Source organism: Phytohabitans sp. LZ39 (genome assembly GCF_059359075.1).
The window spans coordinates 406,418-433,386 of record NZ_JCADBM010000002.1; the positions used below are offsets into that span (position 1 = coordinate 406,418).

A 26,969-nucleotide genomic window follows, 5' to 3' on the forward strand; every position below is an offset into this window, starting at 1 on the left:
GATCGCCGATCCGGGAACGGGCATTGTGGACAAACGTCGACCACCGCCTGGCGTGAGCTCAATCCGCCCCGCCGGTTGCGCGCAAGGGGGTGAGCGCGACCAGCGGCGGACGGGTGAGGCCGCGGGAGCAGCGGTCTGGACCACGACGGACGTCGCGGTAGCTCAAAATCCCCGTCCTAAAGGGACTAGAGGCAAGCCACCTCGACTCCGAAAGGCCTCTAAGAAGCCATTTCTAGACCAGGCCGGCGCGGACGGCGTAGAGGGCGGCTTGGGTGCGGTCTTGCACGGCGAGCTTGCCGAGGATGGCGCTGACGTGGGTCTTGACGGTCTTCTCCGACACGGCCAGCGCCTTCGCGATCTCGCGGTTGGAGCGGCCGCGGGCTACCTCGATCAGCACCTCGCGTTCCCGCGCGGTCAGTGGCGGGGCGGTCGATGGGGTGTCGCCGGCCGCGAGCAGGCGCGCCACGTCCGGGTGGAGGAGCACGTGGCCGGCGTGTACGGCGCGGATGGCGGCGGCCAGCGCGGGCGGGTCGACGTCCTTGTAGACGTAGCCGGCGGCGCCGGCGCGTACGGCCGGGAGGACCGCGGTCGGCTCGGTGAAGCTGGTGATCACCAGGACGCGCGGCGGGTCGTCCAGCTCGCGCAGGCCGTGCAGAGCCACGATGCCGTCGGCGCCGGGCATGCGCAGGTCGAGCAGGACCACGTCGGGGCGGAGGCGTTGGGCCTCGGTGACGCAGGCGGCGCCGTCTTCGGCCTCGCCCACAACGGCGATGCCCTCTTGCACGTCCAGAAATGTGCGCAGGCCCTGCCGCACGACCGGGTGGTCGTCGACGACCAGCACGCGGATCGGCTCAGCCACCGGTGGGCACCTCCAGCCGTACGCTCGTGCCGGCGCCCGGCGCCGACGTGACCTTGAGCGTGCCGCCGACGGCCGAGGCGCGCTCGCGCATCGAGGCGAGGCCCAGCTTGCGGGCCGCGAGCGCCGGTGCGGCGGCGTCGAAGCCCCTGCCGTCGTCGTCGACCCGCAGCACCACCTTGCCGCCCTCGGCGCGCAGCTCCACGGTCACCGACTTCGGCTGGCCGTGCCGGAGCGCGTTGTGCAGCGCCTCCTGCGCGGTGCGGTAGACCGCCTCCTCCCGTGCGGCGGTGAGCCGGGGCACCGCCGAGCCGGTGAAGCGGACGGTCGCGGCGTGCACCCGGTCGAGCAGCTCCGCCTGCTTGCGCAGCGCCACGTCGAGGCCGTCGCCGGACAGGTCCACCGGGCGGAGGCCGTCCACAATGGAGCGCAGCTCGCCGGCCGCGTCGGCGGCCAGGTGGCGTACCGTCTCCAGCTGCGCGGCGGCCGCGGCCGGGTCGCGGTCGACGAGGGTCGCCGCGGCGTCCGCCGTCAGCCGCAGGCTGAAGAGCTTTTGCGTCACCGCGTCGTGCAGCTCGCGGGCGATCCGGTTGCGTTCCTCCACGATGGACAGCTCGCGGCTGCGCTCGTACAGGCGGGCGTTGACCAACGCGATGGCGGCGTGCGCGGCGAGCAGCCGGAGCAGCTCCTCGTCGTCGGCGGTGAAGCCGCCCGGCTCGATCTTGTTGGCCAGGTAGAGCTCGCCGAGGATCTCGTCGCCGTCGATGATCGGCATGCCGAGGAAGTCCTTGAGCACCGGGTGCGCCTTCGGCCACCAGCCGAAGCGGGGATGCTCGCGGATGTCGTCCATCCGCACCGCGTGCGGGGAGCGGAGCATCTCGCCGAGTACGCCGTGCTGGCGCGGGAGCGGGCCGATCGCCCGCCACTGCTCGTCGCTGACGCCGTCGGCGAGAAACTCGGCGAAGCCGCCGTCGCTGTCCGGCACGCCGAGCGCCGCGTACCTGGCGCCGAGCAGGCGGCGGGCCGACGTGAGGATCGTCTGGAGCACCTCGCGCACGGACAGGTGCGCGGTGACGGCCAGGACCGCAGCGCTCACGTCGCGCAGCTCACCACGATCGCACACACTCTCAGGCTACCCACGGTGACGCCGATCCGGATCGGGCCGTGGTCCTAGGTCCAAAGACCGAGGACCGGACCGGCTGCGGCCCGATGGCAGGCCGCCCGCCGCTACCTAGCGTCAATGCCATGCCTGTCGCAATCATCACCGGCGCCTCCCGGGGGCTCGGGCTGGCGCTCACGCACGGACTCGCCGGAGCCGGCTGGGACCTCGTGGTCGACGGCCGGGACGCCGCCGCGCTCGCCGAAGCAGCCGCCGCCGTGCCGCGGGACGTCACCGCGCTGGCCGGCGACGTCACCGACCCGGCGCACCGGCTGGCGCTGGTCGCCGCCGCGGACCGGCTGGGCGGCGCCGACCTGCTGGTCAACAACGCGGGCATCCTCGGTCCCAGCCCGCAGCCGGCGCTCGCCGACTACCCGCTGGACGCGCTCCGCGAGGTGTACGAGGTGAACGTCGTCGCCCCGCTCGCGCTGGCCCAGCTCGCCCTGCCCGGCCTGCGGGCCCGCGGCGGCGCGCTGGTCAACGTCACCTCCGACGCGGCCGTCGAGGCGTACGAGGGATGGGGTGGCTACGGCTCGGCCAAGGCGGCGGTCGAGCAGGCCAGCCGCATCCTCGCCGCCGAGGAGCCGGGGGTACGCGTGTGGTGGGTGGACCCGGGCGACCTGCGCACCCGCATGCACCAGGAGGCGTTTCCGGGCGAGGACATCAGCGACCGCCCCGAGCCGCACACCGTCGTGCCGGCGTTCCGGCGGCTGGTCGAGAGCCGGCCGCCGTCCGGGCGGATCCGCCTCGCCGACCTGCTGGCCGGGGCGCCGGCATGACCGTGCCGACGTTCACACTTCCCGCCGAGCTGGAGGCGCACGAGCCGCCGGAAGCGCGCGGCCTGGCCCGGGACGGTGTGCGGCTGCTCGCCGGTGAGGTGTCCACCGGCGTGATCGCCCACCGTCGCTTCACGGACCTGCCGCGCCTGCTCCGCGCCGGGGACGTGCTCGTGGTGAACACCTCGGGCACGCTCCCCGCGGCGGTGCCCGTGGTGGGTGCGGCCCTGACTGTCCACTTCAGCACGGAGCTCCAACGCGGGGAGTGGCTCGTCGAGCTGCGCGCGGCGGCGGGCAAGGCGACCCGGCCGTACGACGGGGGCGTCGCCGGGCAGCGGTATCCGTTGCCCGGCGGCGGGTCGGTGCGCCTGCGCGAGGAGTACTCGAGGGGTCGACTGTGGACGGCCACAGTGGACGCCGGCGGGCCGGTCGAGGGTTACCTGCGGGCCTACGGGCAGCCGATCCGGTACTCCTACGTGCCCCGCCCGTGGCCGCTGTCCTACTACCAGACGGTCTTCGCCACCGAGCCGGGCAGCGCGGAGATGCCGAGCGCGGCCCGCCCGTTCAGCGAACGGGTGGTGACCCGGCTCGTCGCCGCCGGCGTGCTGATCGCGCCGATAGTCCTGCACACGGGTGTGGCGTCGCCGGAAGCGCACGAGCGCCCGTACCCGGAGAGGTTTGTGGTGCCGGAGACCACCGCGCGGCTCGTCACCCAGGCCAGGGCCGGCGGCGGTCGAGTGATCGCGGTCGGCACGACCGCGGTGCGCGCGCTGGAGACCGCGGCGACCGGGGACGGCGTGGTGGCCGCGGCGAGCGGCTGGACCGAGCTGGTGGTGACGCCCGAGCGCGGCGTACGCGTCGTGGACGGCCTGCTCACCGGCTTTCACGAGCCGCGCGCGTCGCACCTCGACCTGCTGGAGACGATCGCCGGACGCCCGCTGCTGGACCGCGTCTACGCCGAGGCGATCGAGGCCCGCTACCTGTGGCACGAGTTCGGCGACGTCAACCTGATCCTCCCGTAAATGCGTTGCCCGGCCGGGGCATTGCTCGGAGCATCGATGTCATGACCGTGCTCGAGGCTGTTTCGCTGACCAAGCGGTTCGGCCCCGTGACGGCCGTCGACGGGGTGAGCTTCAGCGTCGGCGAGGGAGAGATCGTGGGGCTGCTGGGGCCCAACGGCGCCGGCAAGACCACCACACTGCACATGGTGCTCGGCCTGACCACGCCGGATACCGGCACGGTCCGGATGTTCGGGCGCGACCTGGCCAAGCACCGCACCTGGGCGCTGTCCCGGGTCAACTTCGCGGCCAGCTACGTGAGCCTGCCCTGGGTGCTGCGCGTCGGCGAGATCCTCGACGTCTTCGCCCACATGTACGGGCTGCGCGAGCCGCGCCGCCGGGTGGCCCAGCTGATAGAGCTGCTCGACCTCGGTGAGCTGCGCGACCGGCGCTACGGGCGGCTCTCGTCCGGGCAGCAGACCCGGGTGCAGCTGGCCAAGGCGTTGCTCAACGAGCCGGGGCTGCTGGTGCTCGACGAGCCGACGGCCAACCTCGACCCGGACGTCGGCGACCGGATCCGCGAGCTGCTGCTTCGCGAGGCCCACCGCACCGGGCGGGCGATGCTGATCACGTCGCACAACATGCCGGAGGTCGAGCGGATGTGCAGCCGCATCCACTTCGTCTCGGGCGGCCAGATCGTCGCGACCGGCAGCGCGGTGGAGCTGGCCGGGGCGTACGGGGTAGACGATCTGGAAGCGGTGTTTCTGAGGGTGGCACGAGGATGACTTCCCTACTTCTCGACGGGCCCGCGGCGCGGCGCCGGCGGATAGTGAGCGTGATCCGCCGCGACTTCTTCTCGCTGCGCCGCGACCCGCCCCGCATGATCGACATGGCGTTCTGGCCTACCGCGGAGCTGGTGCTGTGGGGCCTCGTCTCGCTCTACCTTCAGCAAAACCGCGTGCACATCGCGGTGGCGATGCTGCTTGGCGCCGTGCTGCTGTGGCAGGTGCTACACCGGGCGCAGGGCGAGGTGACCTTCGGCTTCCTCTTCGACGTGTGGAGCAGCAACCTGCTCAACGTCTTCGTCTCACCGCTGTCCACCATCGAGTACGTCGCGGGCCTGCTGCTCGCCAGCGTGGTCAAGGTGACGGTGACGATCGGCGTGATGTCGGTGCTCGCGTTCATCTTCTACGGCTTCGGCGTGCTCACGATCGGTCCGGCGCTCGTGCCGTTCATGGCGGTGCTGATGGTCATGGGCTGGGCCCTCGGCGTGGTGGCGATCGGTGCCGTGATCCGGTTCGGGCAGAGCGCTCAGATCGTCGCGTTCATCCTGGTGTTCGTGTTCCAGCCGTTCGCGGCGGTCTTCTACCCGCTGTCGGTGCTGCCCGCTCCGGCGGAGGCGGTCGCCGCACTCGTGCCCGCCAGCCACGTCTTCGAAGGGATGCGCGCGGTGCTCACCGGCGGCGGCGTGTCGTGGGGTGGCCTTGCCGTGGCCGCGCTGCTCGACCTCGTGTACGTCGCGGCCGCGCTCGGCTTCCTGCTCTACTCGCTGCGCTACGCCCGCCTGAAGGGCAAGCTGTCGAGGTTCGGCTCGTAGCTTTTCCGAACGCTCAGCGGGGGTCCGGGCAATAGCGGGTATGAGCGACGCGACCACGGCGGCGGCACCCGAGACGGTGGCGCCGCCGGAGCCGAGCGACGGCGAGCTGATCCGGCGGTCGCTGGCCGCCGGGGAAGACTTCGCCGCTGTCTTCGATCGGCACGGGCGTGCGGTGCACCGCTACCTCGCCCGCCGGGTCGGCCGCTCACTGGCCGACGACCTGACCAGCGAGACGTTCCTGCTGGCCTTCCGGCTGCGCGGGCGCTACGACACCAGCCAGCGTGACGCCCGGCCGTGGCTCTTCGGTCTCGCCACCAACCTTGTGCACCGGCACCGGCGGACCGAGGTGCGCCAGTACCGGGCGTTCGCGCGTACCGGCGTCGACCCGGTCGCCGAGCCGCACGCCGAGGTGGTGGACCGGGTGGTGGCGACTTCGGCGAGCCGCCGGCTGGCCGCGGTGCTGGCGAAGCTGCCCGCCAAGGAGCGGGACGTGCTGCTGCTGGTCGCCCGCGAGGAGCTCAGCCTCGTCGACGTCGCACGCGCCCTCGACATCCCCGCCGGCACCGTGCGGTCCCGCCTGCACAGCGCGCGCCAGCGCCTGCGCCGCGCGCTCGCCGACCTCGACCCACATGAGGAGTACTGACGTGAACGACCTCGACTACGTGCGTGACCTGCGCCGCGACCTCCCACTGGCGGACGACGCCACGCTGGAGCGGATCCGTTCGGGGCTGGTGCGCGAGGCACACCGGCCGGCCCACCGGACTCGCCGGCTGTGGCGTTTCGCGGCGGTGCCGAGCCTGGCCGCCGCGGCCGTCGCCACCGTGCTGGTGCTGGCCGCCGCACCGTGGACCGCTAGCCGCGACGAGCCGGTGGCGGCACCGCCGCGATCCGCCGCCGAGGTGCTGGCGGGCGCCGCACTCGCCGCCCAGCAGGGCATGGCGGTCCGTCCCGACCAGTTCATCTTCGTCGAGTCGATCCAGGTGGACACGCCGGGGACGGCGGGCATGAGCCGGCGGATCTGGCTCTCCGCGGACGGCCGGCGGGCCGGGCTGCTGCACGTCCAGCCGCGCGGGTCGAAGAGCGGGTGGTGGCAGACGAGCCTCGAGGACTGCCCCGGCGGCGTGTGGCGCACCGCCCGGCAGGGCACCCCGATCGCCTGCGAGCGTTCGGCCACCGGGGGCGCCGACCGCTCCGCCGCACCCGCGGACGCCACGGCGATGGAGGGGTACCTGCGCGACCGTGGCGGCGACGTCTTCACGGCCGCCCGCGACCTGCTCCGGGACAGCTACCTGCGCCCCGAGTCGCAGGTGGCGCTCTTCCAGGTTTTGGGCCGGCAGCCAGGCGTCACCGCGGACGACGGCGTCACGGACGCAGCCGGCCGCCGAGGCGTGTCAGTCGGCGTCTCGCGCGACGGCGTCCGCACCGAGCTGGTCTTCGACGCGACCACGTACAAGTACCTCGGCGAGCGAGTGGTCCGCGGTGAGCAGGTGGTGCGCGAGTCCGCCCAGCTCCGGGTGGCGATCGTGGACCGCCCCGGGCAGCTGCCCTAGCGGCTCAGATCCCGCGGCCGCGGCGGTGGAGGGCGGCCAGCACGTTCTCCACCTTGACGGCGCCGCTCATCGCGGCCAGTGCGATCGCGGCGCGCGGCTCCTTCCAGTTGGCGCGTACCGCCTCGCGGGTCCACCGCCACGCGTCGCCCCGGTTGCCGGTCGCCGCGGACCAGCAGGCGAGCTGCCCGTACACGCGGGCGGCGCCGGGCGCGCAGCCGTGGATCTCCGGGTGGCGGGACATCATCCAGCGCAGTGAGGAGATCTTCGTGTCGTACTCGTACGCGTAGTGGGAGGTGCGGCCCCACAGCACGCGCACCAGCGGCTCGTCGACGTGGACGATCGGTGAGCGGCGGGCGGCGCGGAAGAGCAGGTCCCAGTCCTCGTTCTGGCTGCCAGGCGCGTCCTCGGCGACGAGCCCCAACCGGCCCGAGTCGACGAGCGCGGTGCGCCGGATGAGGAAGCTCGACGAGTGCAGCATCGCCATCCGGGAACGCGCCAGCTGCTCCACCGTGACCTTGTCGCAGCCGGCGAGGCGCGGCGTACACCGGTCGCGAAACTCCACCTCGATCGCGCACGTGGCGAAGTCGCCCTTGTCGAGCGCCGCAACCTGCCGGCTCAGCTTTTGTGGCGCCCACCGGTCGTCGTCGTCGCAGAACGCCACAAGGTCGCTGTCCAGCGCCAGGATCCCGGTGTTGCGCGCGCCGGCCAGGCCGGGTGTGCGCCAGTTGGCCACCACCATCACGGGTACGCCCTCGGTGGTGGCCAGCAGCAGGTCCGGCTCGCTGCGGTCGAAGACGACGACGATCCGCACCGGCCCGGGGTAGTCCTGCTCGCGCACGCTCTGGATGGCCCGCCGCAGCAGCTCGGGACGGTCCCGGGTGGGGATCACGACGCCGACCGAGGGCGTCACGGCAGGCTCCGGCTGCGCAGCGGGTACCCGTAGGCGCGCAGCAGCGGCGCGCAGACCGTGCCGACCAGGCGGCGCTGCACCGGCGGCAGGGCGTCGCGCCAGTCGTCGTCGCGGCGCAGCGGCATCCGGCCGACGGTGAAGCGCATCGGGTTGCCCGCCGCGCTGTGCCCGGGGCGCAGCTCGGCCTCCTCGCCGTCGATGAACGTCAGGTCCGCCACCGTGACGTCCAGCCCGGCGAACGCGGCGAGGTCGAGCAGCCCGGTCCGCGGGTCCGCCACGAACTCCTCGTACCGGATCCGCCGCACCGGTATGCCGCGGCGCCCGAGGAGGGCGAAGGCGGCGTTGTGGGCATTCCAGAGAAGAGCGGACCGCGCCGGCGAGTAGCGCGTCATCTCCGACGGCACCTCGGCCTCCGGGCGCACCACGGTCTTGGTCCACGAGTACGCGACGCCGCGCGCGTCCCGGACGACGTGCACCACCCGCAGGTCGAGGCCGGGCCACCAGCGCAGGCAGTGGGCGAGCGCACTGTGCTTGGAGGAGTCGACCACCACCTGGGCGCCGGAGACGACGGCGGCCGCCTCGTAGATCGCCGCGTAGTAGCCGGCGTACTCCTCGATCAGTGCCACGTGCTCCTCGGGCAGCCGGGACGCGGCGAGGCGGGGGATGTAGCGGGTGCGCTCGACCGCGTTCTGGAGCGCCAGCACGCGGTACACGTCCACCTGGTGCCAGCCGCCGAAGGCCCGCTCGCCGACCGCGTCCCAGAAGTCGCACGACGAGAAGCGCGCGCCGCAGCCGCAGCGCTCGTCGTCGCGTACGTCGCGCTGCCACAGGTGCACGATCTCGCCCAGCGCACACACCCCGGGCAGCTCGCCCAGGAGGCGTTCGACCAGCGTGGTCCCGCTGCGCCCCAGACCGCCAAGAAACAGGACCTGTGCCACTTTCCCCACCTTCGCTCGTTCTGTCCTAATAACGAACGATCAAGCCATAGGACCGCAATGTCGGAACGAATACTGCTTGACGGCGTCTCCGTGGACGCCATCACCGAGGCGGAGGTGGTGGCCACGGTCCGCGCCGCGCTCGACCGGGGCGAAGGTGGGCGGATCGTCACACCCAACGTCGACATCCTGCGCCGGGCCCGCCTCGCCCCCGAAATCCGCGCCTACCTCGAGGACGCCACGCTCGTCGTCGCGGACGGCACACCGCTGGTGTGGGCCAGCCGCCTGGCCGGCACGCCGCTGCCGGAGCGGGTCACCGGTTCGGACCTGATCTGGTCGCTCTCCGCGGGCCTCGGGCTGGACGGCCGCTCGGTGTACCTGCTCGGCGGCGAGCCCGAGGACCCGGGCTGGGTGGACGGTGCCGGCCGGGCCGCCGCCCGCCTGGCCGCCGAATGCGCCGGCCTGCGCATCGCCGGCTGGCGCAGCCCGGAGTACGGCTTCGAGCACGACCCGCACCTGCTCGCGTCGGTACTCCGCGAGGTCGTGGAGGCGAAGCCCGACCTGGTGTACGTCGGCGTGGGCTTTCCCAAGCAGGAGTGGCTCGTGTCGCTGCTAAGGCCGGAGCTGCCGTTCAGCTGGTTCCTCGGCTGCGGCGCGGCGATCAACTTCGTGGCGGGGGATCGCGAGCGGGCCCCGGAGTGGATGCAGAAGTCGGGCCTGGAGTGGGCCCACCGGCTAGGCAACGAACCGCGGCGGCTGGCGAGCCGCTACTTGCGCCACGACGCCCCGTACGCCCTGCGCCTGCTCGCCAGCAACGCCGTACGCCGCTAGCGCGGAGGCCTCACCGTGAAGGTTTATGGCATCGCGCAAGAGAGCGGTGGTACGAAAGTCAACTCATGTGGTGTGCGAGTACCAATACAAAGATCGACGACGATATCGAGACTACCGATCCGGGCCGCGTTCCACGTCTTGGGCTTCCCGTGATCTCACTTCGAGACTCTGCGATCCTGACATCGGGGACAGGACCCAGGGGGTTGCATGACTGAGGTGCTGATCGAAATACAGCGGCGGCAGCACACCGACAGGTCGGGTGCCGAGCAGCTACTTCGCGACTTCATCCAAGACACATTTCCGCTCAACGTTTCGGCCGTCGAGCTGCGTCCCTTGGCCGTTTCGCTCAACTCGTTCAACGGGTTCCTGACGCTCGCTGACGGTCACCGGCTCTTCTTCAAGACCCATACCGAGCCGCACGCCGTCATAAGTGAGTTCTACAACTCCGCCCTCCTCGCGAAGGTGGGCTACCCGACGCTTGAGCCGGTGCATAGCTCCGTCACGGCCGGTCGACAGCTGCTCATTTACGAGGTTGTCGACGAGCCGTCCGTTTTCGACATCGCGTGGCAGATCGAGATCGACAGCGCGCCGGTGGGAAGCCTGGGCGCGCTGACCGAGGCACAGATCCGCAGCGACCGCCAGCTCTTCGAGATCTACGTCCGCAGTCTCGAGTGGCAAGATCCGGATTCTGCGGCTGTCGCCCCGGTGCACCAGCTCTTTCATCACCGCCTCGCCGGCACCCGTTTCAGGTCTTACTACGGCTCCGGCCAGATGCTGTCGCTCCCCGGGGCGAAGCTCCCGATAGCCGAGGTCTTCCGCAAGAGCTGGTCGGTTAATGGCCAGCGATACAAATGCAGTCTAGGATCCTTGATCGCCGACGCGGATCGACTGCTCCAGCCGTCCCGCCCGGGAGCATCCGTGATCGGGCATGGGGACGCGCATAACGGCAATATCTTCTTCGTCGAGCACGAGCGGCAGCTCGTCTATTTCGACCCGGCTTTCGGTGGTCGACACGACCCATTTCTCGATCTTGCGAAGCCGATCTTCCACAACACCTTCGCGATGTGGATGTATTATCCAGAGCTCAAGAACGCCGACCTGACGTTGACCTTGGACATCACCGACGAGGCCATCGTGGTCACCCATGACTTTGAGCTGCCACCGATCCGCCACATGTTTCTCCACAGCAAGCTTCAGCACACCCTGACCCCCATCTTGACAGAGCTGCGCGGCCGAGGATGGCTCCCGAAGGATTGGCGGGCGCGGTTCAAAGCCGCATTGTTCTGCTGCCCATTGCTTACGAAAAACCTCGCGGACGGATCGGCTTTTCCGCCGGAGATCAGAGCGCTCGGGTTCGCGATGGCCGTGGAGATGGGTGCGGAGAGCGGGGCGAGGCGGAGCCTGATAGACCGGTGCCTCGACGACATCGAGCGGCAAGTAGCCTGACGCGTTCAGTGCAGCTCGAAGGACGGCTCGCGCAGCTCGGCCGCCTCTGGCACACCGAGTTCGGAGAAGATTGCGATGGCCTCCCGGTAGGACCGGCTCGCCCCCGACCTGTCTTTGCGGCGCAGGACGAGTGCGCGGCCGTACAACGCTCGCGCCTCGAGATATCTGTCTCCGATCTGTTGCGCCATTTTCAAGGCGTCATCGAAGTTCGTCTTCGCTCCACGATAGTCACCGCGTCCGTACAGCGCGTAGCCAATGTCGTTCAGGGCCTCACACTCGTCTCCACGACTGCCGGTCTGCCGTAGGAGCTCCAACCCGCTGCGATGGTATTTGATGGCGTCGTCGTGCTTGCCGGACCGCGACAGTACGACGCCGAGGTTGTTGAGCGTGTGTCCCTCGACGTGCTGGTCGCCGATCTCCTGAGCTATGCCCAGGGCCAGCTCGTGCTGGGCGAACGCCTCGTCGAGGCGGCTCATCCGCTCGTAGACGATGCCGATGTTGGTGGCGGCCATGGCGACGCAGTGGTGCTCCTTGATGCGGCGCGCCATCTCGTAGGCTTTCTGATGGCATGCCAACGACTCGGGATACTGCCCCAGGCGTTGATACACGAGGCCGAGGTTGGTCAGTGCGGAGGCTTCGCCGACCTGATCCCGCAGGGCTTCGTGTAGCTCGATGGCTGCTTCCTGCACTTCGACCGCGTCTCGATATCGGCCAAGCCGGCGATAGACGATCCCGAGATTGACGAGCGAGTTCATTTCGCCGACCTTGTCGTCGACCGACCGGTAACGCTCCAAGGCGAGCAGCTGGTACTTTACGCCGTCCTGACAGCGGCCGAGCCGGCGCGAAGCGATGCCCAGGGACAGGAGCGCGTCAGCCTCGGCAACCGCGTCGTCCAACCGGCGAGCAGCGTCTACGGCCAGCTTTTTGGTGCTGACCCAGTCGTCCATGCCACCACGTAGGAGGAAGTACGGATGTAACGCAAGGGCCAAACGCCAGACGTATTCGTCCGCCCTCATCTCGACAGCCAGGCTTATCGCGGCGACAAGATTCGACCGTTCGACCTCGAACCATCTCAGGGCCTCCGCGTAGGAAATCGAAGCCTGGTCAGGCTCGGACGGGGATCCGGGTATCTCGATCCTGCGGCACGTAGGGTCCAAAGTCGCACAGGCCTTGCTCGCCTTGGCGAGGTAGTGCGTCAGCATCCGGATCTGCGCTTGCCGGCGTAGCTCGGGCGGGTCGATCCGGACAGCTACGTCGCGGGCATGCTGGCGCAACAAGTCGTGCATCCGGTAGCGGGCGTCGGGCGACTCGTCGACCAGATGCCCGTCGACAAGCTCGTCGAGCGACTCCGCGGCCTCCGTGGCGTCGATGCCGGCCAACGCCGCGACGGCTGTGACGTCGATGTCGCCGCCCGTGCTCAGCCCCAGCGCCCGGAAGACAAGCCGTCCTCGCAGGTCGAGATTTTCGTAGGAGACGGCGAACGCGGCCACCACACTCATGTCGCCTGCTCGCAACTGCTCGATCCGGCGACGCTGCGATCTGAGCCGGTCGGCGAGGGTGGAAGCCGACCAGTTGGGTCGGCTCGCCATACGAGCGCCGGCGAGGCGGATGGCCAGAGGCAGATGGCCACAGAGACCAGCGATCTCCGACGCTTGGGTGGTCCGATCCGCGAGACGCCCCGTCCCGACGATTTTGGTGAGGAGCGCGATGGCCTCGTTGTCCCGCATCGTTTCCAGGCTGATTTGCTGCGCTCCCTCGAGGCCTCCCAGGCGTGACCGGCTCGTGACGATCACGGCCGTGCCAGGTGACCCGGGCAGCAGCTGCCGGACCTGGTGCTCACTCTTGGCGTTGTCCAGGAGGATGAGCAGGCGCCGGCCGGCGATCCGGGTCCGAAAATGGCTCACCCGCTCGTCGAGGGTCGGTGGAATCTTGCCGGCTGGGACCCCTAGCTGGTGGAGCAGGCTTTCCAGGGCATCTGTCGGCTCGGCCGCGACGACGCCGGGCGCGAACCCGCGTAGATCGATGAACAGTTGCCCGTCGGGGAAGCGGCCCTGGATGCGGTGACCGACGTGCACGGCAAGTGACGTCTTGCCAACCCCCGGCATGCCGTGGATCGCCGCGATCGTGACGGTCGGAGACATCACCGACGCCCCGATGTGCCGCGCGATCATATCGACGTGCTGACCGCGTCCGGTGAAGTCTGGGATGTCGCGGGGGAGGTTGCGGGGCGTGACTCCCTCCGCTTCCGGCGCAGGCCCGCCACCCGCCGCGGCACCTCCCCAGAGAGTCCTGAGTCGCCGGTTGCGAACCTCACTCACCACGACCGGTGTCGCCAGCAGCAGGGCGATCGGCCAGGCAAGCCACAGGTATGGTGCGAGCCCCTCCGGAATGCCGGTGGTGGCGACATTTGTCGCTACCGGCAGGAGCAGGAAGAGGACGATCGGCGGCAGCGCGATTGCGATCGTCGGGCGCTTTCGCACGGCCGTCCTCCCCTCGTCGACAGCGCGAGCTCCTAAGGCTCTTCGGTCGCACGGTCGAGCACGAACCGTGCGGCTTCCGAGTGCGCGGGAAAGCCTTCGTAATCGGCCAAGGCCACCGCGATCGGCCCTACCGCCCGAGCACCGGCGGGCGAGACATAGCTGAACGACGACCTCTTGAGGAAGTCGTAGACGCTCACGCAGGAGTAGGAGCGCGCGTTTCCTCCGGTGGGCAGGATGGCGTTGACTCCGAGGGCGAAGTTTCCATACGGAATGGATGCGTATTCGCCGAGCAGCACCTCGCCGGCGTTTCTGATCCTATTGAGCACCGAGAAGGGGTCCTCAACCAGGACCCGTAGGTGCTCGGGTGCGTACTCGTTGACGAAGTCGATGGCATCGGAAAGGTCTGGAGCGACGACGATGCCGCCGTATCCCGAAAAGACCTTCTCGCAGAACTCCCGTCGTGGCGACGGCAGCCGCTGGACCAGTTCGCCGACCAGTGTCGCCACTTCGTCGGCAAGCGTCTGTGATGTGGTGACCAGCACCGCCGCGGAATCCGGTCCGTGTTCGGCCTCGACGATGAGCTCACGAGCCGCGACAGCCGGGTTGGCGCGATCGTCGCAGAGGACCAAGGACTCGCTGGGACCCGCCGGCAGGCCCGGATCCACGACGCCGTAGACGAGTTGCTTCGCAGCGGCAACGTACGGATTGCCGGGACCAATGATTTTGCTGACTCGGGGAACTGTCTTGGTGCCGTATGCCAACGCCGCGACGGCCTGAGCGCCGCCGACCTTCAATACGGTCGAAACTCCGCACAGCTTTGCCATCACGAGGCTGGCCGAGTCGACGGTGCCGTCCGGACCCGGCGGCGTGCAGATCACGATCGTCTGGACTCCGGCGAGGACCGCCGGGACGGAAAGCATCATCATTACCGAGGGAAATGATCCCTTGCCCCGCGGCACATAAAGCCCCACGGATTCGATGGGCGTGATGCGTTCGCCCGTGATCACCCCAGGGGTCGGCTCGATCATCCAGGTCGGTTGTGGGAGTTGGGCCTGGTGATGCCGACGCACGTTTGTGACGGCCTGCCGCATGGTCTCCAGGAGGATCGGGCTCAGCTCCTCTTCCGCCCGCGTGAACTCGTCTTCGGTCACCGCGAGGGCCGTGGGGCTGAGTCGTGCGCCGTCGAACTGCTGAGCGTACTCGACAAGCGCGTCGTCTCCCCGGTGTCGAACGTCCTCGATAATGCGCCGGGCGTCCTCTTGTGCGGCTTCCACATTTGTCTGTGCGCGCCGCAGCAGGCGTAGCCGATCCTCTGGAGACAACTTCGTCAAGTCGTATCGATTGATCTCCACCGCAAAACCCTCGGTCACAAGACACCCTTTGTGCTCGGGACCCCGACGATTCGCGGGTCGAAGGCACACGCGTCGCGCATCGCCTGGGCCAGCGCCTTGAACTGGGCCTCGACGATGTGATGCGCGTTGCGTCCGTAAGGAACGTGCAGGTGAATGCAAATCTGCGCTTGGGCCGAGAATGACTCGACGATGTGTCGGGTCAACGTCGTGTCGTACTCGCCGATCATCGGAGCCATCCCCGCCGGCTCGTTGTGGATGACGTAGGGGCGCCCCGAAAGATCCACTGTCGCCTGCGCGAGAGCCTCGTCGAGCGGAACCCACGCGTGACCGAAGCGGCGAATCCCTTCCTTTGTGCCGAGGGCCTGCCGATACGCCTCGCCAAGAGCCAAAGCGGTGTCTTCGACGGTGTGGTGGGCGTCAATGTGGAGATCGCCTTCGGTCTTGACCGTCAGGTCGAACAACCCATGCTTGCCCAACTGGCTCAGCATGTGATCGAAAAAACCGACGCCGGTGTTGACATCAACCCGGCCGCGCCCGTCGATGTCGACCTCGACAAGAACGCTGGTTTCCTTCGTCTTCCGCTCGACTCGAGCTACCCGGGAGGGATTCACTTCGCTCTCCTTATTCGGTTGGCGGCTAGTGTAGTGGACACGAGAGATCAATGCTTCGACGCATTTGATCATTGGGTGTGCTGATTTTCTTGCATCCCAGTTCAGCCACACGTTGGCGATCTCGCGAAAGCAATTGGTGTCCGTGATACGACTACCGTGCGTTGAACCAACGATCTCTGCCCAGCTCGACGAAGGCCGCGAAAGCCGGCAAGTCGTTCGTCAGGGTGAAGTGGCCGGTCGGGCCCTTGTCGTCGTCCGACTCGAAGTAGCTGACGGCCTTGATCTGCGGGTTGGCCTTAAAAGTGCGGGCGGCGTCCCGCAGCCAGGAAGCCCGCGCCGCCGACCCCCACGCTCCCGCCACGCCGAACTCGCCCACGATGATGGGCTTGTCGTGGCCGGCGGCCCAGCGCAGAAACGGTGCCATCAGCTCGCCGATCGGCCTCAGCTCGCTGCTCGCGTACACGTCGACGCAGGTCCAGTCCACCGCGTCGTCGCCGGGGTAGAAGGCGGGGGCCTCGCCGCGGGCGAAGCCCTCGGCCGTCGGGCACCACACCCAGGAGGCGTTGCGGACGCGTTCCTCGTCGAAGATTTCGCGGACGTACCGCCAGGCGGCGACGAAGTCCTCGCCCGACCACATCGTGGCCCGCAGGTTGGGGCGGTCCATCTCCCACCGGAAGCGGAGCAGCACCGGCACGCGGGCCTTGCGCACGCGTCTCGCCTGCGCCCGGATCAGGTCGTCGTGGCGCCCGGACGTGATCGACCGCGTGTCGCCGGAGGCCCAGCTCAGCATGATGGTCAGGCCCTGCCGGATGAACTCCTCGTCCGACTCGGTGCCGAAATCCTCGTCGAAGCGCCGGTACGTGTTCACGATGTCCAGCCGGCGCCCCAGGTCGTGCTGGAGGCTCTCGATCGCGGCCAGCCTGCCGGACTGGCTGTAGCTCTTCGGCTTCACCCACGCGCCCAGCAGCGCGCCGCGGGCCGGTGGGTCGACCGGGCCGGCGTCGTACGGGCCGGCATGGGTCGCCGCGACCGTCGGGAGTGGAGGCTCGGCGGGCGGCGGCGGACCGCCGCAGGCCGCCAGGGCGAGCACCGCCGCCAGGAGCGCGCGCCTCACCGGAGGATGCCCAGCCGGCGGCGCATCCGCCACACACCCCCGCCATAGGCGGCGAAGGCCAGGGCCGCGGCGGTGAGCACGGCTACCGGGCCCGTCCCGGCCGTGGCCGCGAGCACCTGCGGGAGTACACCGAAGCAGGCGACCGCCAGGCCACCCGCGGCCACCGTGCCGGGGCCGAAGGGGTGTACGCCCAGCGCCCGGCCCACCTGGACCAGCGGCACGATGTTGTTGACCAGCACGGCGGCGGCCAGGCCGACCGCGGCGCCGACCGCGCCGAAGGCGGGGATGAGCGCGAGGTCGAGCGCGACCATGAGGGCGAGTGCGGCGGTGACGTTGGCGAGGTTCCAGCGGGTGCGGCCGGCCATCGACAGGACCACGTCGACCATGCCGCAGCCGGTCGCGACGAGCATCGCGCTCGCGAGGATGACCACCACGGGGCCGCCGGCGCGGTAACCGTCGCCGAAGAGCCCCAGGTAGACCGGCGCGTACGTGATGACCATCAGGTAGAGCGGCCAGGTGACCAGCACGAGCCAGCCGGTAGCCGTCTGGTACAGGTGGTTGGCCGCGAGCCTGTCCCCTATGGACAGTGCTTCGGCGAGTCGGGGCTGGACGCTCTGCGAGATGCCCTGGTTGGCGAGTTGACCCAGCACGACGAAGCGGCTGGCGACCGCGTACACGGCGGCCGCCGCCAGACCGCCCAGCGTGGCGACGAGCAGCACGTCGACCCGCTGGAGGGCCAGCTGGGCGACGCTGGCGACCGATCTTGGCCCGGTGTACCGCCAGAACTGCGCGCGCAGCGCCAGATATGTCTTGTGCCCCGGCCGCCGCACCGGCGTCGGCACGGAGAGGTAGGCGCGGCGCAGCGCGTACCCGGCGAGGAGCGCGACCGGCAGGTACGGCCCGACCCAGGCGGCCGCGTACGCGCCGGGCGTCGAGACGGCGGCGACCGCCAGCGCGCCGATGGTCAGCACCTGCATGGCCGGCCGCGCCACCCGTTCCAGCAGGAGCGTGGGGCGGAGCTGGCGGTAGCCGCGGGTGCCGGCGAGCGCGGCGTCGGAGAGCGCGGCGAGCGGCAGGAAGAGCGCGAGCGAGTCGAGCGGTGCCGGCGCGGCGAACCACAGCACCGCGGCCAGCGCCACTGACGCGGCGGCGACCGGGACCAGGCCGATCCGCAGGCACGCGCCGAGCAGGCGGGTGCGCTCCTGCATGCGCAGCCGCGCGACCCAGTACACGAGGCCGGTCTGGGTGCCGAGCCGGGCCACGCCGCCGGCGAGCACGAAGCCGGCGGTGGCGGCGAAGAACGCGCCGGCCTGTTCGGCGCCGAGCGAACGGGCGACGAGCCAGGTGACCGCGACGCCGGCCACTCCGCTGAACCCGGCGCCGGCCATCCCGGCGAGCCCGCGGCGGGCCATCCCCCCGGTCGCCCGCCGCTTGGCCGGGGCGAGGACGGCGGTCACCGTCGCCATCCCGGGACGGCGCCGAGCCACGTGGTCAGGGCGGTGTCGTGCGGCTCGTAGTACGCGGCGAGCTCCCGGCGGAGGCCTGGATCCATTTCGGACGGACGGGGCCGCGCGTTGTGCCGCTCGAACGGTGGGTCGCCGAGATGCGGCAGCCCGAGGAAGTCCAGGACCTCGCGGTAGACGGTGGACGGTTCGGTGAAGAACCGCTCGCTCTCCACCACGTGGATCCAGCCGCGCCCGACGCGGGCCGCCATCCGGGAGAGGTACGTGGCGTACTCGCCGCGGGCCCGGTACGCGTGGTGCTGGTGGGCGAAGCTGTACGCGCGCGGGTTGGCGGCGAGCCGCTCCTCCTCGCCGGCGAGCCGGGCCGGCTCCAGCGCCAGCGCCTTGGCGAACGACGCCTCCGGCTCGAAGCCGCGGGCGAACTCGTGCGCGTGCTGGGAGTACGCCCGCTCGACCGGGTCGCGGACCAGTGCGACGAGCCGCACGCCGGGCAGGTCGCGGGCGATCCGGGCCGGCGCCTGCGGGTGGTAGAGGTAGTACGGGCTGGACTCGAACGTCTGCGCCGGCACGCCGAAGCGCTGCTCCACCTTGACCGCCGTCCGCCGCAGCGGGAAGTGGCCGCGATACCAGGCCATGCCCCGGTGGTACGAGGTGTCGAAGTAGTGCACGCCCTTGTGCAGCACCGCTTTCAGCACCGCCGGATGGGCGGCCAGCGCCCGGTAGAGCGACGTGGTGCCGCAGCGCTGGCCGCCGCAGATGAGAAACGACGGCAGCATCCGGGCCGGCGCGGTGACCCGGCCGTACGACCTCGATCCGAAGTGGACCATTCGCTTGACCGGCGCGGGCACCCGCGCGCCACGCCCGGTCACAGTGCCGCCACCCGCCGGACGAGCACGGGCAGCAGCCAGGTGCCGAGCACGCCGAGCCGGGCGCCGGCCTCGGCCTGGCGATCGGCCAGGTAGCGGGCGGCGAGGTCGACGAGGTAGAGCAGGGCGGTCAGCCGGGCCGCGGCGCCGGTCACCTCGAACGGCCGGAGCAGCGCCGCCGCGACACCGAGCGTGGCCTCCACCGCCGCCTCCGCGTCCGATGTGGACTGGATCCGGCGCTGGAGGTCGTAGTGGACCGCGTCGAAGCCGAGCGGCACGCCGGTGGTGAACCGCTCCCAGTCCCAGACCAGCAGCGTGTCGGCGAGCGTTGCCATGTTCCAGGGCGACCAGTCGCCGTGCCACGCGCCGTACCGCAGGTCGACGTCCCCACCCCGCTCGACCAGCGTTCGCGCGGCGGTGCCCAGCGCGGCGCCCTCCGGCCGGTCGGCGACCGCGTCCAGCCGGTCCCGCAGCTCCGCCCAGTACGGGCTGGTGGCGAGCCAGCTCCGGGAGGTGCCGCAGCAGCCGGCGACCTCGCGCATGGCGGCCGCGAGCCGATCCGCTGCCAGCGGGGCGCGCGGGCGCCACACCGGCAGCGGCGACTGGACCAGCACCTGGTGCCCCCGCCACTCGCCGGTGTGCAGCACCCGCGGCACCGTCACGTCGCGGATGCCCACGTGGGAGAGGGCGCTGAGCGCGGTCGTCTCGGCCCGCACCAGGCGGCGGGTCAGCGGGCCGGTGCCGAGCTTGGCGAACCCGAGCGTCTCGCCGTCCGGCGCGATCAGCTGGAGCACGGGCTTGCGGTTGGCCCGTGCCGGTCCGATGTGGACGCTGAGGGCCAGGTCGGTGCCGAGTGCCGCGCGCAGGTAGCCGTCGATGGTCTCGCCGGCCGGCCCGCAGATGCGTACCCGATGGCGGAGCAGCACCGACGCGGCGCCGGGCGTGCGCAGGGCGGCGACCACCGCGTCGCGCTTGAGGCGGGCGACCCGCGACTGCGGCTCGGCGTAGCGGCGCACGGCCGCGGCGGCGACCCGGCGCGAGCGCGTGGGCACGAGCAGCCGCGGGCGGCGGGCGTCCGGCACGACGACGTACTCGGTGACCACCGGCGACTTCCCGCGAGTGGTGCACGGCTCGGGATAGAGCAGCCGGAGCACTTCTTCCAGGAACTGGGCGCGCAGGTCCGCGTCACCCGCGGTCAGCCGCGCGGGTGCGGTCTTAACGGGCAAGGGAGTTCCTCCACAGCAGGGTGTACGCGAGAAACATGAAGGCCAGGGGCGTGACGAGCGCGTTGTACCAGAGCATCGCGGCGAAGCCGCCGAAGATGGCGCAGCCGCCGGCGATGCCGATCGGGCCGCGGTCGCGCCGGAAGCGCCACAGCCCGTAGCCGAAGAAGCCCAGGTAGGCGGCGGTGCCGACCAGGCCGTGCGCGAAGAGGAGCTGCCAGAGCTGGCCGTTGCCGCCGACGGTGAAGTTGCCGCAGCGTTCGCAGGCCGCGCTCTCGCCCACGGTGATCGAGTTGCGCCCACCCATCGTGGTGCGCGTCGACCCGAAGCCGACCACCGGCGACTCGGCCATCCCGGTGACCGCCCGTTCCGTCAGGAACGAGCGCACGCCGTTGGAGTGGCCGTCGTCCAGCCGCGCGCCGACCACGCCACCCAGCGGGGTGAGCGCGAGCGCGGCGGCCAGCGCGGCCGCGGCGGCGGCCAGGCCGCCGATCGCCCAGGTGCGGCCGGCGAGGGCCAGGCGGACGGCCACGTACACGGCCGAGACACCGAGCCCGATCCACAGGCCGCGGTTGAGGGAGTGGACGACCGGCACCACGGAGACGGCGAGGCAGGCCAGCGCGAGCAACCGGGTGCGGCGGCGGGCCGGGTACCCCCACGCCCAGGCGGCGAACCAGACCACGAGCAGGCAGAAGTTGTTGCCCCAGGTGTTCGTGTACCCCCAGGGCGCGGCCGGCCGCGGATGCGCGTCGCGGACCACGTCCATGATCTGCGCCGCGTACGGGTGCACCAGCGACTGGACGAAACCCTTGTCGCGCACGTGCGAGGGGAGGAGCAGCTCGACCGGGGAGGTGAACTCGAAGTGGCCGGCGAAGATGCCGAGCAGCCCGCCGGCCACCGTGATCGCGAAGAGCCAGGCGAGGAGGCCGACCAGGCGGCGGCGGGAGAGCTCGGCCTCGGTGAGGTTTCCCGCGTAGATCAGCAGGACGGTCAGCGCCGCGTACTGGATCACGCGATAGCCGGCGCCGATCAGCCGGCCGCTGGCGTGCTCGTCGACCGCGCCGGCCGGTTCGGCGCCGAGCACGGCGACGCCGACGAGCACCGCCGCCAGAAACACCGCCCACAGCGCGAAGCCGGGCGGCAGGCGCACCGGCCGGCCGGCCACGTGCGCCCGGAGCAGCAGGGCGGCCATCGGTACGGCGACGAGCGGGAAGATCAGTACGCCGAGGCCGAGCGCCCACCACAGTGGGTAGAGCAGGAGCACGCCGGCGACCGGCCAGGCGGGCAGGGGCCGTCCCGTGGCGGCGCGCGGCACCTCCGGGGCGGCGAGTGTGACGGTCATCTGAGGTTGCCCGGAGGCAGGCGGATCACGGCGGTAGACGTGGTCAGGTCCACCTCGGCGAGCCCGGCGGAGCTGAGGTCGGCGGGCTCGTCCGTGGGCAGGGGAGCGGGAAGGGGCGCGGGAAGGGGCGCGGGCGCCGCCGGCAGGGCGCGGGCCGGTGCGGCCGGGCGCGGGCCAGGGGTCGAGCCGCCGGCCATCCGGGGCACCACCACCGTGCCCAGCACCGGTGTACCGACCCGGCGCAGCTGCTCAGCCGCGTCGGTCACCTCCGGCCGGCGGGTGCGGCGCAGCTCGACCACGATGATCGCGGCGTCGGCGAGGCTGGCGAGGCTCTGCGCGTCGGCGCTGCTGGAGGTGGCGGGCGCCTCGATCACCACGTACCCGGGACGCGCGCTGAGCAGGTCCAGCGCGTCGCTCAGGCCCTGCGACTGCATGAGCCCGGCGGCGCTGGCGGTGCTGCCGGTGGTGATCACGCGCAGCGACGGGATGCGCGGCGCGTGCTGTACGGCGGCCGCGAGCCCCACCCGCCCGGCGAGCACGTCCGAGAGGCCGGGCGTGGCGGCGACGCCGAAGATCGTGGCGAGCGGCGCGGCGTCCGCGACGCTGTCCGGCAGGTGGGCCCCGACCAGGGTGACGTCGCTGCCGGTGCGGGCGAGGGCGGCGGCCAGGTTCGCCGCGACGAGCGTGGAGGCGACGCCCCGGCTTGCGCCGGCCACCACGACGACCTTGTCGTCCGGCCCCAGGCTGGCCACCACTTCGTTGCGCAGCCGGTTGAACGTGCGGCCGCCGGGCTCGTGCGGCGGCAGCACCCCGTCGAGGTGGGCGGGGGCGGTGAGCTCGGCCAGCACCGGCACCCGGGTGCGCCGGGACACGTCGGCGGCGGTGCGCACCCGGCGGTCCAGCCGCTCGCGCAGCAGGGCCACGCCGAGACCGAGCAGGAGGCCGACCATCGCGCCGGTGGCCAGGTTGAGCATCGGGTCCGGCTTGATCGGCGTCTCGGGCAACCGGGCGTCGCTGATGATCTTTCCGCCGGTCACGGTGGCGGTGGTCAGGTCGTTCAGCTTGCCGCTGAGGTTGTTGAGCTGGTTTTGCGTGGTAGTCCGCTGGCTCTCCAGGTTGGGGCGCAGCGGGCTGCCGTCGGGCAGGGGCGCGAGGCGGCCGTTCACCTGGGAAAGGGTCTTGCTGAGCTGCTTGACCTTGGCGTTGAGGGCGGAGATCTGCGCGTTCAGGTCGGCCTTCGCGCTCTCCTCCCGATTGCGCAGGTACGCCTCCGCGAACGCGTGCGAGCCGGCCCGCGCCGACTCCGGGTCGCCGGCGGTGAAGGCGACCACGAGGACGGCGGTGTTCGCCGGCACCTCCACGGCCACCTGGTGCGCCAGCTCGTCCGGCGGGGTGTCCGACCGCAGCAGCTCGGCGGCGCCCACGGCCACCGCCGTCGAGCGGACCAGCTGGGCCTCGGTGTCCAGGTTGATGTCGCCCTTGGTCCGCCCGCCGACGACGTTCGTGTCCTGGCCGGCCGGCTGGACGAGCACCGAGGTGGCCGACTCGTAGACCTTGGGCTGGACGTGGGTGACGAGGACCGCGCCACCGAGGCCGGCGAGCGCGAGAAGGAGTACCACCCACCAGTGCCGCCGGAGCATGCCGAGGTAGTCGGAGACGTCGGTCGAGGAGTCCATGGGTGGGGAGGGACCTTTCGGCAGGTTTCGGTCTCAGGGCTCAACGGCCGGCCGGCCGAGTTCGTAACTCCCGGCGTGTCGGTCCGTGTATCCAAATAAAAGGTGTGAAACGGGCTAAAGCCATATAGCGTATCTGTGGGCACCAGCCGTCACGACGGCACCACCCCGCACACCCGCCACGCGGCACGGGAGGTATTCCCATGGCGAAAGCGAAGATCGTCGGCGCTACCGCAGGCATCGCGGTCGGCGCGACTGCCCTGGCCGTCCTGCTCGGCTATGCCGGCGGGCAGCTGGGCCGGGCCCCCGACCAGCGCATCGCGGCTGCTGAGGACACGTTCGCCAGCACCAGCGACCCGCACCGCGAGAGCGGCGGCGGTGCCGAGCTCGTCGCCGGCGGGATGGGCGGCGGAGCGGCGGTGACCTACCTGAAGTTCGCCGTGAAGGGACTGCGCGGCGGCAAGGCGCCGGTCCGGGCCGAGGTGCGGCTGAGCCGCCGCTCAGGCGAGCTGCCCGGCCGCATGGAGCTGACCCGGGTGCCGGCGACCGACTGGCGGGAGCGCGCGCTCAACGCCCGTTCCGCGCCCCAGCTCGGCACCGTCGTGGCGAGCGCCGCGCCCCGGCCGCACGACGAGAGCGTGGTCTTCGACGTGAGCCGGGTGATCCAGCGCGAGGGCACGTACGCGTTCGCGGTCACCGCGCCGGCCGGCGACGGCTACGCGACCTTCTGGGCCAACGAGGGCGTGCCGCCGATCGATTCGCTGGTCAAGCCCACCCTGTGGCTCTCCTGGTTTGGCAAGGTGCTGCCCTGGGGCACGGTCACGCCGCCGAGCCCGCCGTCGGTGCCGGTGCCGACCATCTCCACGCCGGCCATCCCCGGGCTGCCCGGCGGGCTGCCGCCCAGCGGCGCCCCAACGGCGGGCTCCCCGCCGGCCGCCGGGCTGCCGGCGGACGAGACCGACCCGGACGACCTGCCGGCCCTGCCATCCCTACCGGGGATGCCGACCCTGCCGACCCTCCCGTCGATGCCGGGCATGCCGACCCTGCCGACCCTGCCGGGCATGCCGGATCTCCCGACACTGCCGACCCTGCCGCCCACGCCGACCCTCCCGCCCACGCCGACCCTCCCGCCCACGCCGACGCTGCCGCCGACCACGCCGCCGACGATGCCGCCCAGCCCCACGCCGCCGCCCACCAACCCCGACCCCAACTGCACCACCGACAGCAAGCTCGTGCCGAGCTGCGGAGTGCTGTGGGGCGTGGCGCCGGGCGCGCACACCGAAACGCCGCGGGCGCGGGCGCTGCGCGACTTCGAGCAGAAGACCGGGCGCCAGCAGGCGATCTACCACGCGTACCACCGTGGCCAGGAAAACTTCCCGACCGCGGACGAGATCGAGATCGCCCGCGAGCGGGTGCTCTTCCTCAACTGGAAGCCGCTGGGCGCCACCTGGGCGCAGATCGCCAAGGGTGACCGGGCCACGGAGGCGTACCTGGACAAGCTCGCCGCCCGCCTGAAGAGCTCGCTCACCGAGCCGTTCTTCTTCACCGTGCACCACGAGCCGGAAAACGACGTCGACCCGCGCCCCGGCTCCGGCCGCACCGCGACCGACTACGCGGCCATGGTGCGCCACGTGCTCGTGGGGCTCCGCGAGCGGGGAGTGTCCAACCTGGTCTCGGTGATGAACTACATGGCGTACGTGCCGCTGAACACCCAGCCCTGGTTCGAGAGCCTCTACCCGGGCGACGACGTGATCGACTGGATCGCCTGGGACGCCTACGCCTACAGCGAGCGCGGCGGGTACGGCTTCGGCGACTTCGCCGAGATGATGAACCGCCGGTCCAGTAGCAAGCCGTCCTGGCCCGGGTTCTACAACTGGGCCGCCGAGCGGCACCCGGACAAGCCGCTGATGCTCGGCGAGTGGGGCGTGTGGCACGACGACGGCAACCCCGGCCACCGGGCCGGCTTCTACGGCTCGGTCAGCCGCCAGATGCCGCTCTTCCCGCGGGTCAAGGCGATGGTGTACTTCGACACGCCCAGCGACCAGCGGGGCCGCGACTCGCGGGTGGACCGCACGCGGGACGGGCTGGCCGCCTACCGCGAGCTCGGGCTGGAGCGCACCTTCCAGGTGCGGGTCAGGCCGGCTGGAGGCGCGACTCGACCCACCCCGTCTCCGTGAGGTGCTGAAGCACCACCTGCACCGCCTCGTCGACCGGCATCTCGCTGGTGTCGACGACCAGGTCGGCGTCGGTGGGCACCTCGTACGGGTCGTCGATCCCGGTCATCCCCCGAAGCTGGCCGGCGCGGGCCTTGGCGTACAGGCCCTTGCGGTCGCGCCGCTCGCAGACGGCCAGCGGCGTCGACACGTACACGAGGAGGAAGCCCGCGCCCGCCTCCTGGGCCAGGGCACGGGCGGTGGCTCGGGCCTTGGCGTAGGGGGCGATCGGGCAGCACAGGGCCATCCCGCGGTGGCGGGCCACCTCGGCGGCGACCCAGCCGATGCGGCGCACGTTGGTGTCGCGGTCTTCCTTGGTGAAGCCGAGGCCCTTGGTCAGCTCGCGCCGCACCACGTCGCCGTCGAGGAGGGTGATGCTGCGGTCGCCGCTCTCCCGGAGCGCGTCGGCGACGCCGCGCGCGATGGTCGACTTGCCGGAGCCGGAGAGCCCGGTGAAGAAGACGACGAGCCCGCGGTGGCGGCGGGGCGGGCGGGCCCGGGCCAGCTCTTTGGCGACCGCCGGCGGCGTGTGCCACTCGGGCAGCGGGAAGCCGCGGTCGAGCAGGTCTTCGATCTCTTCCGGACGCAGGGCCAACCGCCTGTTGCGCGGAGGGATGTCGTCGCGCCAGCGCCACTGGCCGTCGCGGTTGTCGTACGCCAGCTCGCGGGGCACCAGCACGCGCGGGCCACCGCCGGAGAGCATTTCGCCGGTGGAGAGCAGGTGAGTCACCCCGTACGCCGCGGCGACCCGGGCGCGTAGCAGCGCGTCGCGGATCTCGTCGCCGCGCCGGGCCAGCGGCACCGCCACGAGCGTGGCCGGCGGCATCCGGTCGCGGGCAGCGAACACGGCCCGGACCAGCACCTCGGGCGGCAGCCCGTCGAGGCTCGGCCCGGCGACCGGGATGAGGATCAGCAGGTGGGCCGCGAGGGTACGGGCGGCGTGCGCGATCTGCGCCAACTGTGGACGGTGCAGCGGCCGGTCGGCGATCACGCCGAGCACGCGGCCCGGCGGCAGCAGCGACTTGACCTCCTCGGGCGTGCGCCGCAGCCGCTGGAACGGGCCGTGCCCGCCGTCGCCCAGCCGCCGCACGGCACCGCCCACGCCGTAGCGCCCCTCGCGGGTCGGCCACACGTCGGTGACGTCGACGGCGGCCACCGGGGCGCCCTCGAAGTCGGTGAGCACGAGTGCGCGCTGGAGCGGGTTTTCCAGGTCGAGGTCGGAGACGAGGTCGCCGGGGATCTCGAGCGTCACCGGCACGGGCCAGGGCGTGCCGTCGGCCAGCCGCCCGCGGCGGGCCAGACCGGCCAGATCCGCCCTGCCCAGGAAGCCGGTCAGTGGCGTGTATGCCCCAGAGAGCAGCAGCTCGAGGTCGGCCAGCTCAAAGGAGCGCGGCGTGTAGGCCGGCGCGTCGCGCAGCACCTCGTCGGGCATCACCCACCCGTTGCTCATCCCACCCCCAACGGCGAATCGGCTCACAGTTTCGCAGCCGTCCGCTCATCGGTCGAGAGTGCCACGGCTCCCCGGTGTCTGCTACCGGAACGCAGCGACGATACCGGTACGTGACCCGGTTCGC

23 protein-coding genes are annotated in these 26,969 nt (G+C 71.4%); 9 read left to right on the forward strand and 14 right to left on the reverse strand.

The genetic code is table 11. The features are described 5' to 3' along the window. Positions 1-232: 232 nt before the first annotated feature. The gene (locus tag AC5L36_RS05520) at positions 233-859 is read right to left on the reverse strand and encodes a response regulator (protein WP_441214246.1); all 627 of its coding nucleotides are present in this window, start codon (positions 857-859) and stop codon (positions 233-235) included. Continuing rightward, positions 852-1,952, reverse strand: a complete 1,101-nt coding sequence (locus tag AC5L36_RS05525; protein WP_441214247.1) for a GAF domain-containing sensor histidine kinase — start codon at positions 1,950-1,952, stop codon at positions 852-854. The genes AC5L36_RS05520 and AC5L36_RS05525 overlap by 8 nt, the downstream gene beginning before the upstream one ends. 149 nt (positions 1,953-2,101) lie before the next feature. Between AC5L36_RS05525 and AC5L36_RS05530 the strand changes: the two genes are divergently transcribed. The 6 genes from AC5L36_RS05530 to AC5L36_RS05555 are packed head-to-tail and all read left to right on the forward strand — an operon-like array spanning position 2,102 to position 6,936. Next, entirely contained in the window at positions 2,102-2,794 is a 693-nt protein-coding gene (locus AC5L36_RS05530; protein WP_441214248.1) for an SDR family NAD(P)-dependent oxidoreductase, read from the forward strand. Then, positions 2,791-3,813 carry an S-adenosylmethionine:tRNA ribosyltransferase-isomerase gene (locus AC5L36_RS05535; protein ID WP_441214249.1) on the forward strand — a complete coding sequence of 341 codons (1,023 nt, stop codon included), beginning with the start codon at positions 2,791-2,793 and terminating at the stop codon, positions 3,811-3,813. The genes AC5L36_RS05530 and AC5L36_RS05535 overlap by 4 nt, the downstream gene beginning before the upstream one ends. Before the next feature lie 41 nt (positions 3,814-3,854). Further along, positions 3,855-4,574 carry an ABC transporter ATP-binding protein gene (locus AC5L36_RS05540; RefSeq protein WP_441214250.1) on the forward strand — a complete coding sequence of 240 codons (720 nt, stop codon included), beginning with the start codon at positions 3,855-3,857 and terminating at the stop codon, positions 4,572-4,574. Continuing rightward, complete coding sequence (locus tag AC5L36_RS05545) at positions 4,571-5,386, forward strand: ABC transporter permease (RefSeq protein WP_441214251.1); 816 nt, start codon at positions 4,571-4,573, stop codon at positions 5,384-5,386. Before AC5L36_RS05540 ends, AC5L36_RS05545 begins: the two co-directional genes overlap by 4 nt. Positions 5,387-5,426: 40 nt before the next feature. Next, positions 5,427-6,029 carry an RNA polymerase sigma factor gene (locus AC5L36_RS05550; RefSeq protein ID WP_441214252.1) on the forward strand — a complete coding sequence of 201 codons (603 nt, stop codon included), beginning with the start codon at positions 5,427-5,429 and terminating at the stop codon, positions 6,027-6,029. A 1-nt stretch (position 6,030) separates the two neighbouring features. Then, positions 6,031-6,936, forward strand: a complete 906-nt coding sequence (locus AC5L36_RS05555; protein ID WP_441214253.1) for a CU044_5270 family protein — start codon at positions 6,031-6,033, stop codon at positions 6,934-6,936. A gap of 4 nt (positions 6,937-6,940) precedes the next feature. Here the strand turns inward: AC5L36_RS05555 and AC5L36_RS05560 are convergent, their stop codons facing one another. Both AC5L36_RS05560 and AC5L36_RS05565 read right to left on the reverse strand, forming a co-directional pair. After that, positions 6,941-7,846, reverse strand: coding sequence for a glycosyltransferase family 2 protein (locus tag AC5L36_RS05560; protein WP_441214254.1), 906 nt, complete (start codon positions 7,844-7,846; stop codon positions 6,941-6,943). Continuing rightward, positions 7,843-8,784, reverse strand: a complete 942-nt coding sequence (locus AC5L36_RS05565; RefSeq protein WP_441214255.1) for a sulfotransferase — start codon at positions 8,782-8,784, stop codon at positions 7,843-7,845. Before AC5L36_RS05565 ends, AC5L36_RS05560 begins: the two co-directional genes overlap by 4 nt. A 57-nt stretch (positions 8,785-8,841) precedes the next feature. Here AC5L36_RS05565 and AC5L36_RS05570 point away from each other — a divergent pair, with 57 nt between their 5' ends. Beyond that, positions 8,842-9,612, forward strand: a complete 771-nt coding sequence (locus AC5L36_RS05570; protein WP_441214256.1) for a WecB/TagA/CpsF family glycosyltransferase — start codon at positions 8,842-8,844, stop codon at positions 9,610-9,612. Positions 9,613-9,819: 207 nt separating this feature from the next. Next, entirely contained in the window at positions 9,820-11,058 is a 1,239-nt protein-coding gene (locus AC5L36_RS05575; RefSeq protein ID WP_441214257.1) for a hypothetical protein, read from the forward strand. Between the two features lie 5 nt (positions 11,059-11,063). On the opposite strand, the gene AC5L36_RS05580 is transcribed toward AC5L36_RS05575, so the two are convergent. From AC5L36_RS05580 to AC5L36_RS05620, 9 genes are all read right to left on the reverse strand, one after another. Next, a complete protein-coding gene (locus AC5L36_RS05580; RefSeq protein ID WP_441214258.1) occupies positions 11,064-13,538 on the reverse strand; it encodes an ATP-binding protein in 2,475 nt (824 codons plus the stop codon). A gap of 32 nt (positions 13,539-13,570) precedes the next feature. Further along, positions 13,571-14,908, reverse strand: coding sequence for a histidinol dehydrogenase (gene hisD / locus AC5L36_RS05585; RefSeq protein ID WP_441214259.1), 1,338 nt, complete (start codon positions 14,906-14,908; stop codon positions 13,571-13,573). Continuing rightward, positions 14,905-15,501, reverse strand: a complete 597-nt coding sequence (hisB, locus tag AC5L36_RS05590; protein WP_441214260.1) for an imidazoleglycerol-phosphate dehydratase HisB — start codon at positions 15,499-15,501, stop codon at positions 14,905-14,907. The genes hisD and hisB overlap by 4 nt, the downstream gene beginning before the upstream one ends. A 151-nt stretch (positions 15,502-15,652) precedes the next feature. Continuing rightward, positions 15,653-16,615, reverse strand: a complete 963-nt coding sequence (locus tag AC5L36_RS05595; protein WP_441214261.1) for a glycoside hydrolase family 26 protein — start codon at positions 16,613-16,615, stop codon at positions 15,653-15,655. Beyond that, on the reverse strand, positions 16,612-18,081 hold the full coding sequence (locus AC5L36_RS05600) for a lipopolysaccharide biosynthesis protein (RefSeq protein WP_441214262.1): 1,470 nt from the start codon (positions 18,079-18,081) through the stop codon (positions 16,612-16,614). Before AC5L36_RS05600 ends, AC5L36_RS05595 begins: the two co-directional genes overlap by 4 nt. Next, positions 18,069-18,905 carry a sulfotransferase domain-containing protein gene (locus AC5L36_RS05605; protein WP_441214486.1) on the reverse strand — a complete coding sequence of 279 codons (837 nt, stop codon included), beginning with the start codon at positions 18,903-18,905 and terminating at the stop codon, positions 18,069-18,071. Before AC5L36_RS05605 ends, AC5L36_RS05600 begins: the two co-directional genes overlap by 13 nt. A 38-nt stretch (positions 18,906-18,943) precedes the next feature. After that, the gene (locus AC5L36_RS05610) at positions 18,944-20,170 is read right to left on the reverse strand and encodes an aminoglycoside phosphotransferase family protein (RefSeq protein WP_441214263.1); all 1,227 of its coding nucleotides are present in this window, start codon (positions 20,168-20,170) and stop codon (positions 18,944-18,946) included. Further along, positions 20,160-21,509: an O-antigen ligase family protein gene (locus AC5L36_RS05615; protein ID WP_441214264.1), complete on the reverse strand. Its 1,350-nt coding sequence runs from the start codon at positions 21,507-21,509 to the stop codon at positions 20,160-20,162. Before AC5L36_RS05615 ends, AC5L36_RS05610 begins: the two co-directional genes overlap by 11 nt. Then, entirely contained in the window at positions 21,506-23,185 is a 1,680-nt protein-coding gene (locus tag AC5L36_RS05620) for a Wzz/FepE/Etk N-terminal domain-containing protein (protein ID WP_441214265.1), read from the reverse strand. The genes AC5L36_RS05615 and AC5L36_RS05620 overlap by 4 nt, the downstream gene beginning before the upstream one ends. A 200-nt stretch (positions 23,186-23,385) precedes the next feature. Here AC5L36_RS05620 and AC5L36_RS05625 point away from each other — a divergent pair, with 200 nt between their 5' ends. Further along, positions 23,386-25,359 (forward strand): CBM96 family carbohydrate-binding protein, encoded by a 1,974-nt coding sequence (locus AC5L36_RS05625; RefSeq protein ID WP_441214266.1) that lies wholly within the window; start codon positions 23,386-23,388, stop codon positions 25,357-25,359. On the opposite strand, the gene cysC is transcribed toward AC5L36_RS05625, so the two are convergent. Further along, positions 25,316-26,845, reverse strand: coding sequence for an adenylyl-sulfate kinase (cysC, locus tag AC5L36_RS05630; RefSeq protein ID WP_441214267.1), 1,530 nt, complete (start codon positions 26,843-26,845; stop codon positions 25,316-25,318). The genes AC5L36_RS05625 and cysC overlap by 44 nt on opposite strands. Between the last annotated feature and the right edge of the window lie 124 nt (positions 26,846-26,969).